This is a genomic window from Lonsdalea quercina subsp. quercina (assembly GCF_000688655.1).
GTDB lineage: Bacteria > Pseudomonadota > Gammaproteobacteria > Enterobacterales > Enterobacteriaceae > Lonsdalea > Lonsdalea quercina.
The window spans coordinates 309,733-321,386 of record NZ_JIBO01000002.1; the positions used below are offsets into that span (position 1 = coordinate 309,733).

Annotated in this window: 7 protein-coding genes, 1 tRNA gene and 2 rRNA genes; 4 read left to right on the forward strand and 6 right to left on the reverse strand. The window is 52.5% G+C overall.

What is annotated here, in order from left to right:
- Nucleotides 1-32: 32 nt before the first annotated feature.
- The 6 genes from proS to metN form a co-directional block, all read right to left on the reverse strand.
- On the reverse strand, nt 33-1,751 hold the full coding sequence (gene proS / locus RZ35_RS02115; RefSeq protein WP_026741828.1) for a proline--tRNA ligase: 1,719 nt from the start codon (nt 1,749-1,751) through the stop codon (nt 33-35).
- Between the two features lie 115 nt (nt 1,752-1,866).
- A complete protein-coding gene (gene tsaA / locus RZ35_RS02120) occupies nt 1,867-2,574 on the reverse strand; it encodes a tRNA (N6-threonylcarbamoyladenosine(37)-N6)-methyltransferase TrmO (RefSeq protein WP_026741829.1) in 708 nt (235 codons plus the stop codon).
- Nucleotides 2,571-2,981: an Rcs stress response system protein RcsF gene (gene rcsF, locus RZ35_RS02125; RefSeq protein ID WP_026741830.1), complete on the reverse strand. Its 411-nt coding sequence runs from the start codon at nt 2,979-2,981 to the stop codon at nt 2,571-2,573. The genes tsaA and rcsF overlap by 4 nt, the downstream gene beginning before the upstream one ends.
- Nucleotides 2,982-3,091: 110 nt before the next feature.
- Entirely contained in the window at nt 3,092-3,907 is an 816-nt protein-coding gene (locus tag RZ35_RS02130) for a MetQ/NlpA family lipoprotein (RefSeq protein WP_026741831.1), read from the reverse strand.
- 64 nt (nt 3,908-3,971) lie between these two features.
- A complete protein-coding gene (locus tag RZ35_RS02135; RefSeq protein WP_026741832.1) occupies nt 3,972-4,625 on the reverse strand; it encodes a methionine ABC transporter permease MetI in 654 nt (217 codons plus the stop codon).
- Nucleotides 4,618-5,649 (reverse strand): methionine ABC transporter ATP-binding protein MetN, encoded by a 1,032-nt coding sequence (gene metN, locus RZ35_RS02140; protein ID WP_026741833.1) that lies wholly within the window; start codon nt 5,647-5,649, stop codon nt 4,618-4,620. The genes RZ35_RS02135 and metN overlap by 8 nt, the downstream gene beginning before the upstream one ends.
- 182 nt (nt 5,650-5,831) lie before the next feature.
- Between metN and gmhB the strand changes: the two genes are divergently transcribed.
- The 4 genes from gmhB (at nt 5,832) to RZ35_RS02160 (ending at nt 11,644) form a co-directional block, all read left to right on the forward strand.
- Nucleotides 5,832-6,404 (forward strand): D-glycero-beta-D-manno-heptose 1,7-bisphosphate 7-phosphatase, encoded by a 573-nt coding sequence (gene gmhB, locus RZ35_RS02145; protein ID WP_026741834.1) that lies wholly within the window; start codon nt 5,832-5,834, stop codon nt 6,402-6,404.
- Between the two features lie 354 nt (nt 6,405-6,758).
- Nucleotides 6,759-8,300: ribosomal RNA gene (locus RZ35_RS02150) — 16S ribosomal RNA — on the forward strand.
- 137 nt (nt 8,301-8,437) lie between these two features.
- Nucleotides 8,438-8,513: transfer RNA gene (locus tag RZ35_RS02155), tRNA-Glu, on the forward strand.
- Between the two features lie 222 nt (nt 8,514-8,735).
- Nucleotides 8,736-11,644 (forward strand): 23S ribosomal RNA (locus RZ35_RS02160).
- The 16S and 23S rRNA genes sit together here with 1 tRNA gene alongside, the layout of an rRNA operon.
- The last annotated feature ends 10 nt before the right edge of the window (nt 11,645-11,654 follow it).

Consider the following 11,654-nt stretch of genomic DNA (forward strand, 5'->3'; position numbering starts at 1 on the left):
ACCATTTTTTATGTGCTGAAACCGGAACGCGATTAACGCACGACCTGCGAGAGCAGGAAGTCCACTACCTCATCAGTCTTAATCATCTTTTTCTCACCCTGACGACGGTTTTTGTACTCGATATCATCGTTGTCTAGGTTACGATCGCCAATGACGATAGNGTGAGGAATACCAATCAGCTCCATGTCCGCAAACATCACGCCCGGACGTTCTTTACGGTCGTCCATCAACACCTCTACGCCGTTGTCGCGCAGCTGCTGATAAATGCGTTCAGCAACTTCTTTCACGCGGAAGGACTTATGCATGTTCATCGGCAGAATAGCGACCTGGAACGGAGCGAGTACGTCTGGCCAGATAATGCCGCGATCGTCGTGGTTCTGTTCAATTGCTGCGGCAATCACGCGGGAGATACCAATACCATAGCAGCCCATCGTCAGCGTCTGGTTACGGCCATCTTCGCCCTGAACCGTCGCCTTCATGGCTTCTGAGTATTTGGTGCCGAGCTGGAAGATATGACCAACTTCGATACCGCGTTTGATCTGTAACGTGCCTTTACCGTCCGGACTTTGATCGCCTTCTACCACGTTACGCAAATCAGCAACCTGCGGCAGCGCAATGTCTCGCTCCCAGTTGATGCCGAAATAGTGCTTGCCGTCGATGTTGGCGCCTGCGCTGAAATCGCTCATTACCGCAACAGTTCTGTCTATGATGACAGGTAAGGACAGATTGACTGGACCCAGCGACCCTGGACCTGCATTCACCAACGCGCGAATTTCTTCTTCCGTGGCGAAGGTCAGCGGGCTTGCAACCAAATCCAGCTTCTCGGCCTTCACTTCGTTCAGCTCGTGATCGCCGCGAACCAGCAGGGCAACCAGCGGGTACGGACTTTCTTCCGTCGCTTTCACCAGCAGCGTCTTAACCGTTTTCTCCACCGGCACGTCGAACTGTTCGACCAGCTCGGCGATAGTTTTGGCGTCAGGCGTTTCCACCAACGTCATGTCCTGCGTCGGCGCGGCGCGTTCAACATTCGGGGCGACCGCTTCAGCCAGCTCGATATTAGCGGCGAAGTCGGATTCGGNGGAAAAGGCGATGTCATCTTCGCCGCAGGCGGCCAGTACCTGGAATTCGTGAGACGCGCTGCCGCCGATAGAGCCAGTATCCGCCTGAACGGCGCGGAAGTTCAGGTCCATGCGGCTGAAGATTTTCGTGTATGCCGCATACAACACATCGTAAGTCGCCTGCAGTGACTCTTGAGAAGTATGGAAGGAGTAGGCGTCTTTCATCAGGAACTCGCGTGCGCGCATGATACCGAAGCGCGGACGGACTTCGTCACGGAACTTGGTCTGAATCTGATAGAAGGTCAGCGGTAGCTGTTTGTAGGAGCTGATTTCATTACGCACCAGATCGGTGATGACCTCTTCATGCGTCGGGCCCAACACGAATGGACGCTCGCCGCGGTCGGCGAAGCGCAGCAGCTCGGGACCGTACTGTTCCCAACGACCGCTCTCCTGCCACAGGTCCGCAGGCTGAACGACAGGCATCGAAATTTCGATGGCGCCAGCGCTATTCATTTCTTCGCGCACGATATTTTCGACTTTTTTCAAAACGCGCAAACCCGTCGGCAACCAGGTATAGAGACCCGAGGCGAGTTTACGAATCATTCCTGCGCGCAGCATCAGCTGATGGCTGATAACCTCGGCGTCGGCGGGCGTCTCCTTTTGAGTGGAGAGCAAATATTGACTTGTACGCATGGTGTTGTAGTTCCGTAAGAACGATAAATGGCGTGGGCCGAAGGGCCTGAGCATAAATAAAAAGTGGCTTAGTTTACCAGCGAGGAACGTTCCCCAAAAGAGATGCAGACGTTTTTTAACGGGTATCCAGGCATATTACTTCTGTTTGTCCGTTGGCCACTCTCCAACGTACGTTGAATTCCAGTAATAGCGCAGCATATTCCTTCTCATCATGGTTCGTTTTACGGTAGGCTGGGCGCGGATCCTGTGCCAATACCTGGGTGATGAAGCGGCGTAACTGTGGATAACGGTCGCGCCATGCAATTAGCTGTTGTTCCGCTTGAGGAGAAAATATCACCGGCATATCTGCGTCTGGCGCGCAGGGCGCGAAGCCTGCTCGTGCCTGTGGTTGGCTTTCGGCGAAGGGAAGATAGGGCTTGATGTCGATCACGGGGGTGCCATCCACCAGATCCAGACTGCCGAGTTCCAGCACCAGCGAGTTTTTGTCGGCACGCACGCCCTTCAGCTCTACCAGCGACATCCCGACAGGATTGGGCCGAAACGTTGAACGGGTAGCGAAAACGCCCATACGGACATTGCCTCCCAGACGAGGAGGACGCACCGTAGGATGCCAGCCTGCAGACGCCGTCTGATGAAAAATGAACAGTACCCATAGGTGGCTGAAGTCGGAAAGCCCACGCACAGATTCCGGTTGGTTGTAGGGCGGCAGCAGGTGTAGTTCTCCCAGACCATCTTCAATCAGACCCGGTTGTCGAGGAACGGCAAACTTCTCTTTATAGGGGGAGCGGATAACACCGACTTGATCGAAGCAGAACTCGCTCATTGAGAGGAGACTTTCAGCGCAGTGCCTTCACAGATAGCCTGGCGATAGCAGCTATCGACATCACTCACAATCTGGCACTCGTGCAACAGGACCGCATTCGCTTTCAGGTTTGTCGCCCGGCTTTGCAATCTTTTTCGTGCTGTGGCGATGCTCGGTTGAGGATCCTGCGCCGTTGCCTGGCATGAGGAACCGGAGACTTCGCCCATATCGTGGAAAGGTTTCCCTACCAGCTCTTCGGCGCTTTTGTACAGCACGGCTGGCGTAGCCGGGGGGGTTGGTTTGCTTTTAGGCGTTGTTTCAACGGCTGACGGTGTCTCGGGCTGAGATGTGGTAGGCGTAGTCGATTTGTGTAGCAGAGAACATCCTGTCAGCGACAGCGATAACATTACAATGGGCAAGGCACGCATAGCTTTTCCTCTGGCTTTCATAAGTGCGCTTATTGAAGCAAGCTATGCGAAAAATAACAAGACGGGCCGAGGCCCGTCTTGTTATTTTATCGTTTCATGCAATGGGAAACTTACCAACCTTTGACGGCCCCACCATTAAAAGTTTTCAACGCGGCCTGATTCACTTCATCAGACTGGTAAGCATTGACAAATTTTTTCACATTTTCCGCATCTTTATTGTCTTCGCGAGCGACCAGCAGATTGACGTACGGAGAGTCTTTATCTTCTACAAACAGCCCGTCTTTGGTCGGCGTCAGATTAATCTGGCTGGCATAGGTAGTATTGATAACGGCCAGAGCAATCTGGTCGTCATCCAGCGAACGTGGCAGCTGAGGCGCTTCCAGTTCTACTAGTTTCACATGCTTCGGATTTTCGACGATGTCCAGTGAAGTTGGCAACAGCCCAACATTGTCTTTCAATTTGATCAGCCCCTGTTTTTGAAGCAGCAGCAGGGTACGGCCCAAATTGGTCGGGTCGTTAGGAATGGCGATTTGCGCGCCGTCCTGCAGTTCGCTCAGAGATTTGATCTTTTTCGAGTAGCCTGCGATGGGGTAAACGAAGGTGTTGCCGACGGAAACAAGTTTATAGCCGCGATCTTTAATTTGCTGATCCAGATACGGTTTGTGCTGGAACGCGTTCAGATCGATGTCGCCCTTGCTCAACGCTTCGTTGGGCAGAACGTAATCGTTAAAGGTGACCAGCTCAACATCAAGACCGTATTTTTCCTTGGCCACTTTCTGGGCGACTTCCGCGACCTGCTGTTCTGCACCGACAATGACGCCGACCTTAATATGGTTAGGATCTTTTTCTTCCTGTCCGCATCCTGCTAGCGCGAGAGCGCCAACCAATGCGCCTACTGCGGCGATAGATTTCAATTTAATAGCCATATTCCTTACCTCTGCTTAACAGTCTTGTTATCACGCACTTTTAAGGTGCATGGCAATGGAACAATTACTTGCGAGTGACAGCCCGAACTGCGCGATCGCCGCAAAATTGAATGATAAAAACCAACACAACCAACAGTACTAATACCGTATTCATCACTGTGGAGTTATAGCCGACATAACCATACTGATAACCGATCTGTCCCAGGCCGCCGGCGCCTACGGCACCCCCCATTGCAGAATAGCCCACCAGGGTAATCAACGTAATGGTCGCGGCATTGATCAGGCCGGGCAGCGCTTCAGGTAGCAAAATCTTTTTGATGATTTGCATCGGCGTGGCTCCCATCGCCCGTGCGGCCTCGATCAACCCACCGGGGATTTCCAACAGCGCATTTTCCACCATACGGGCGATAAACGGTGCTGCCCCTACGGTTAGCGGCACGATCGCGGCCTGAAGACCAATTGAGGTGCCGACAATAATGCGGGTAAAAGGGATCATCCACACCAGCAATATAATGAAGGGGATGGAACGAAAGATATTCACAATGGCCGAAAGCGCCCGATAAAGTTTGGGATTGGCAATAATCTGTCCCGGACGCGTTATATAAAGAAGCACGCCGACAGGCAGTCCCAGAACGAAACCGAAAAAGCCCGAAACCAGGGTCATCACAATTGTTTCCCACACGCCGCGGGCCATTAACCACATCATGGCTTCAGACATAACCGAGTACCTCTATATTTGCTTGGTTGTCCTGCAGGAATTTGATCGCTGCTGTGGTATCCGCTTCCGTGCCGGCCATTTCTGCCAGCATGATGCCGAATTTAACCCCGCCCGCGTAATCCATCTGCGCACTGATAATATTGTTGTTTACGTTGAAGCGCCGTGCGATTTCAGATAGCAGCGGCGCATCAACAGATTGACCGGTAAATTCCATGCGCAGCAGGGGAATACTGCCCTCATGAGGCGTTGGCGTCAGACGAGCGACATAGTCGTCCGGAATATCCAGATGTAATGTTGAATGAATGAACTTCTGAGCCAGTGGCGTTTTGGGGTGAGAGAACATCTGTCCGACGGTGTCTTGCTCAATCAGACGCCCTTCACTAATGACGGCGACCTGATCGCAGATGCGTTTCACGACATCCATTTCGTGGGTGATCAACAGAATGGTCAACCCCAAGCGGCGATTGATATCTTTCAGCAACTCCAAAATCGCGCGAGTCGTGGCCGGGTCCAGCGCGCTGGTGGCTTCATCGCACAACAGAACCTTGGGGTTGCTAGCCAACGCGCGGGCGATTGCCACGCGTTGTTTCTGGCCCCCAGACAGGTTGGCGGGATACGCATCGTGCTTATCCGACAACCCAACCAGCTCCAGCAATTCATCGACGCGCTGTTTGATCTTGGCGGACGGCTGATTATCCAGCTCCAGCGGCAATGCAACGTTACCGAATACGGTACGTGACGAGAGCAGATTGAAATGTTGGAAAATCATGCCGATTTGGCGGCGAGCGCGCGTCAACTGGCTATTTGATAACGCCATTAAATCCTGTTCGGCGACCAGAACGGTTCCAGATGTGGGACGCTCTAGCAGGTTGATGCAGCGGATCAACGTGCTTTTACCCGCGCCAGAAGAGCCGATGACGCCATAGATTTGGCCCGCCGGAACGTGCAGCGTAACGTCGTCGAGCGCTGTGATGGCTCGACCGTTTTGCTGGAAAATCTTTGTAATATGAGAAAGTTTTATCATGATTTCTATCAATAGGGGCCGCGGGCCGATGAATAATACTGACTTATACTGACCATTTGTTGTCGGGATGCTAAGGCGTCTAGACGTCCAAGTCAATCGAGATTGTAACTCTGCTATCATTCTCTCCAGCAGCGAAAACTGCGATACTACGGCGCAATTTTCTCTATCGGGAGCAAAGTAAAGTGGCAACCAGCGTTCCAGCAATTTTTCTCGACCGCGACGGCACGATTAATGTCGACCACGGTTATGTACACGAAATCGATCAGTTTCAGTTTATCGACGGNGTGATTGATGCACTGCGTGAGCTGAAATCAATGGGGTTTGCCTTGGTGCTGATTACCAATCAGTCGGGTATCGCACGCGGTAAATTTACAGAAGACCAGTTTATGCAACTGACGGAATGGATGGATTGGTCATTGGCCGATCGCGGGGTAGACCTGGATGGCATCTATTTCTGTCCGCATCATCCGGAAGCTTCTGAAGAAGAGTATCGCCAGACGTGCGACTGCCGGAAGCCACAGCCGGGAATGCTGAAATCTGCGCAAGAACATCTGCACATCGATATGGCTTCTTCTTATATGGTTGGCGACAAAGTTGAAGATATGCAGGCAGCCGCAGCTGCAGGGGTAGGCGCTAAAGTCCTTGTCCGCACAGGTAAACCAGTGACGGAAGAAGGGGAAAATCTGGCTGATTGCGTTATAGAGAGNCTGGCAGACCTGCCAAAAGCCATAAAAAGCATAAAAAACAAACGTTGAGACCGAAAAACAAGCGAATGGCAAAAAAGATTAAAAAAGGGGTTGTGCAACTCGGAGAGATCCCTATAATGCGCTCCCNCTGACNCGGCGCAGCGGACAACGCAACGCGGTGGCAGTCGAAGAAAGACGAAGAAAGTCGTTGACTTCAAACGCGGAATCCGTAGTATATGCGGCCCGCGGCCACTGAAAGNGGAGNNGCTCTTTAANAATTTAATCAGACAATCTGTGTGGGCACTCACAAGACACTATCGCAATCAGATACGAAAAAGTCTTGAAGAGTGAACAACAGTTAATTCATTACGAATGAACAGTAAATTCTTTGAGCATCGCTATTAACTTAGCAAATCAAGCTTTTAATTGAAGAGTTTGATCATGGCTCAGATTGAACGCTGGCGGCAGGCCTAACACATGCAAGTCGAGCGGCAGCGGAAGGAAGCTTGCTTCCTTNCCGGCGAGCGGCGGACGGGNGAGTAATGTCTGGGGATCTGCCCGATGGAGGGGGATAACTACTGGAAACGGTAGCTAATACCGCATAACGTCGCAAGACCAAAGNGGGGGACCTTCGGGCCTCACACCATCGGATGAACCCAGATGGGATTAGCTAGTAGGCGGGGTAAAGGCCCACCTAGGCGACGATCTCTAGCTGGTCTGAGAGGATGACCAGCCACACTGGAACTGAGACACGGTCCAGACTCCTACGGGAGGCAGCAGTGGGGAATATTGCACAATGGGGGAAACCCTGATGCAGCCATGCCGCGTGTATGAAGAAGGCCTTCGGGTTGTAAAGTACTTTCAGCGGGGAGGAAGGCAGTGAACTTAATACGTTCGCTGATTGACGTTACCCGCAGAAGAAGCACCGGCTAACTCCGTGCCAGCAGCCGCGGTAATACGGAGGGTGCAAGCGTTAATCGGAATGACTGGGCGTAAAGCGCACGCAGGCGGTTTGTTAAGTCAGATGTGAAATCCCCGAGCTTAACTTGGGAACTGCATTTGAAACTGGCAGGCTAGAGTCTTGTAGAGGGGGGTAGAATTCCAGGTGTAGCGGTGAAATGCGTAGAGATCTGGAGGAATACCGGTGGCGAAGGCGGCCCCCTGGACAAAGACTGACGCTCAGGTGCGAAAGCGTGGGGAGCAAACAGGATTAGATACCCTGGTAGTCCACGCTGTAAACGATGTCGACTTGGAGGTTGCGGTCTTGAACTGTGGCTTCCGGAGCTAACGCGTTAAGTCGACCGCCTGGGGAGTACGGCCGCAAGGTTAAAACTCAAATGAATTGACGGGGGCCCGCACAAGCGGTGGAGCATGTGGTTTAATTCGATGCAACGCGAAGAACCTTACCTACTCTTGACATCCAGAGAACTTGGCAGAGATGCCTTGGTGCCTTCGGGAACTCTGAGACAGGTGCTGCATGGCTGTCGTCAGCTCGTGTTGTGAAATGTTGGGTTAAGTCCCGCAACGAGCGCAACCCTTATCCTTTGTTGCCAGCGATTCGGTCGGGAACTCAAAGGAGACTGCCGGTGATAANCCGGAGGAAGGTGGGGATGACGTCAAGTCATCATGGCCCTTACGAGTAGGGCTACACACGTGCTACAATGGCGCATACAAAGAGAAGCGAACTTGCGAGAGTGAGCGGACCTCATAAAGTGCGTCGTAGTCCGGATTGGAGTCTGCAACTCGACTCCATGAAGTCGGAATCGCTAGTAATCGTAGATCAGAATGCTACGGTGAATACGTTCCCGGGCCTTGTACACACCGCCCGTCACACCATGGGAGTGGGTTGCAAAAGAAGTAGGTAGCTTANCCTTCGGGAGGGCGCTTACCACTTTGTGATTCATGACTGGGGTGAAGTCGTAACAAGGTAACCGTAGGGGAACCTGCGGTTGGATCACCTCCTTACCAAAGTGAAGTGCTAGTGAAGTGCTCACACAGATTGTCTGATGAAAAAGCAAGAGCAAAAGCGCACCTGTTGATGATGAGTCTCTGACTCATGCTGATGCGGAACGATTGAGCCGGAAGGCTGAGTCGGATTTCGTGTCCCCATCGTCTAGAGGCCTAGGACACCGCCCTTTCACGGCGGTAACAGGGGTTCGAATCCCCTTGGGGACGCCATACCGATAATGAGTGAAAGGCATTATCACCTGAATATCTTAAAGATGACTTTAACGAGTCGTGTTTAAGATATTGCTCTTTAACAATCTGGAACAAGCTGAAATTTGAAACGATACAGCTGAACATATCTCTCCGTGCAGTATTGAGATGTGATTTTGTTGTATCAGAGTCTCTCAAATAATCGCAGCGCGAAGTGTTTTACGAAACACCTTCGGGTTGTGAGGTTAAGTGACTAAGCGTACACGGTGGATGCCTAGGCAGTCAGAGGCGATGAAGGGCGTGCTAATCTGCGAAAAGCGTCGGCAAGGTGATATGAACCGTTATACCCGACGATACCCGAATGGGGAAACCCAGTGCAATCCGTTGCACTATCGCAACATGAATACATAGTGTTGCGAGGCGAACCGGGGGAACTGAAACATCTCAGTACCCCGAGGAAAAGAAATCAACCGAGATTCCCCTAGTAGCGGCGAGCGAACGGGGAGGAGCCCAGAACCTGAATCAGTTTGTGTCTTAGTGGAAGCGTCTGGAAAGTCGCACGACAGAGGGTGATAGTCCCGTACACGAAGAGGCATGGATTGNGAGTTCGATGAGTAGGGCGGGACACGTGTTATCCTGTCTGAATATGGGGGGACCATCCTCCAAGGCTAAATACTCCTGACTGACCGATAGTGAACCAGTACCGTGAGGGAAAGGCGAAAAGAACCCCGGCGAGGGGAGTGAAATAGAACCTGAAACCGTGTACGTACAAGCAGTGGGAGCCTTGATTAATCAGGGTGACTGCGTNCCTTTTGTATAATGGGTCAGCGACTTATATTCTGTAGCAAGGTTAACCGAATAGGGGAGCCGCAGGGAAACCGAGTCTTAACTGGGCGTTAAGTTGCAGGGTATAGACCCGAAACCCGGTGATCTAGCCATGGGCAGGNTGAAGGTTGGGTAACACTAACTGGAGGACCGAACCGACTAATGTTGAAAAATTAGCGGATGACTTGTGGCTGGGGGTGAAAGGCCAATCAAACCGGGAGATAGCTGGTTCTCCCCGAAAGCTATTTAGGTAGCGCCTCGTGAACTCATCTTCGGGGGTAGAGCACTGTTTCGACTAGGGGGCCATCCCGGCTTACCAACTCGATGCAAACTGCGAATACCGAAGAATGTTATCACGGGAGACACACGGCGGGTGCTAACGTCCGNCGTGAAGAGGGAAACAACCCAGACCGCCAGCTAAGGTCCCAAAGTCATGGTTAAGTGGGAAACGATGTGGGAAGGCCCAGACAGCCAGGATGTTGGCTTAGAAGCAGCCATCATTTAAAGAAAGCGTAATAGCTCACTGGTCGAGTCGGCCCGCGCGGAAGATGTAACGGGGCTAAACCATGCACCGAAGCTGCGGCAGCGACACTCAGGTGTTGTTGGGTAGGGGAGCGTTCTGTAAGCCTGCGAAGGTGACCTGTGAGGGTTGCTGGAGGTATCAGAAGTGCGAATGCTGACATAAGTAACGATAATGCGGGTGAAAAACCCGCACGCCGGAAGACCAAGGGTTCCTGTCCAACGTTAATCGGGGCAGGGTGAGTCGACCCCTAAGGCGAGGCCGAAAGGCGTAGTCGATGGGAAACAGGTTAATATTCCTGTACTTGGTGTTACTGCGAAGGGGGGACGGAGAAGGCTAGGTTATCCGGGCGACGGTTGTCCCGGTTTAAGCGTGTAGGTGGATGTTTTTGGTAAATCCGGAACATCATTAACACTGAGGCGTGATGACGAGTCACTACGGTGATGAAGTGACCGATGCCAAGCTTCCAGGAAAAGCCTCTAAGCTCCAGGTAACACGAAATCGTACCCCAAACCGACACAGGTGGTCAGGTAGAGAATACCAAGGCGCTTGAGAGAACTCGGGTGAAGGAACTAGGCAAAATGGTGCCGTAACTTCGGGAGAAGGCACGCTGGCGTTGGTGAAGGGACTTGCTCCCGGAGCTGATACCAGTCGCAGATACCAGCTGGCTGCAACTGTTTAATAAAAACACAGCACTGTGCAAACACGAAAGTGGACGTATACGGTGTGACGCCTGCCCGGTGCCGGAAGGTTAATTGATGGGGTCAGCCGCAAGGCGAAGCTCTTGATCGAAGCCCCGGTAAACGGCGGCCGTAACTATAACGGTCCTAAGGTAGCGAAATTCCTTGTCGGGTAAGTTCCGACCTGCACGAATGGCGTAATGATGGCCAGGCTGTCTCCACCCGAGACTCAGTGAAATTGAACTCGCTGTGAAGATGCAGTGTACCCGCGGCAAGACGGAAAGACCCCGTGAACCTTTACTATAGCTTGACACTGAACCTTGAGCCTTGATGTGTAGGATAGGTGGGAGGCTTTGAAGTGTGGACGCCAGTCTGCATGGAGCCAACCTTGAAATACCACCCTTTAATGTTTGATGTTCTAACGTGGGCCCCTGACCGGGGTTGCGGACAGTGTCTGGTGGGTAGTTTGACTGGGGCGGTCTCCTCCCAAAGAGTAACGGAGGAGCACGAAGGTTAGCTAATCCTGGTCGGACATCAGGAGGTTAGTGCAAAGGCATAAGCTAGCTTGACTGCGAGAGTGACGGCTCGAGCAGGTGCGAAAGCAGGTCTTAGTGATCCGGTGGTTCTGAATGGAAGGGCCATCGCTCAACGGATAAAAGGTACTCCGGGGATAACAGGCTGATACCGCCCAAGAGTTCATATCGNCGGCGGTGTTTGGCACCTCGATGTCGGCTCATCACATCCTGGGGCTGAAGTAGGTCCCAAGGGTACGGCTGTTCGCCGTTTAAAGTGGTACGCGAGCTGGGTTTAGAACGTCGTGAGACAGTTCGGTCCCTATCTGCCGTGGGCGTTGGAAGATTGAGGGGGGTTGCTCCTAGTACGAGAGGACCGGAGTGAACGCACCACTGGTGTTCGGGTTGTCATGCCAATGGCATTGCCCGGTAGCTAAGTGCGGAAGAGATAACCGCTGAAAGCATCTAAGCGGGAAACTTGCCCCGAGATGAGTCTTCCCTGGGACCTTGAGTCCCCTGAAGGGCCGTTGAAGACGACGACGNAGATAGGCTGGATGTGTAAGCGTAGCGATACGTTGAGCTAACCAGTACTAATGACCCGAGAGGCTTAACCTTACAACACCGA

Coding starts and splice junctions, on each gene's coding strand:
- tsaA (WP_026741829.1), bottom strand. CDS start 2,574: ATGAGCGAGTTCTGCTTCGATCAAGTCGGTGTTATCCGCTCCCCCTAT.
- rcsF (WP_026741830.1), bottom strand. CDS start 2,981: ATGCGTGCCTTGCCCATTGTAATGTTATCGCTGTCGCTGACAGGATGT.
- RZ35_RS02130 (WP_026741831.1), bottom strand. CDS start 3,907: ATGGCTATTAAATTGAAATCTATCGCCGCAGTAGGCGCATTGGTTGGC.
- RZ35_RS02135 (WP_026741832.1), bottom strand. CDS start 4,625: ATGTCTGAAGCCATGATGTGGTTAATGGCCCGCGGCGTGTGGGAAACA.
- metN (WP_026741833.1), bottom strand. CDS start 5,649: ATGATAAAACTTTCTCATATTACAAAGATTTTCCAGCAAAACGGTCGA.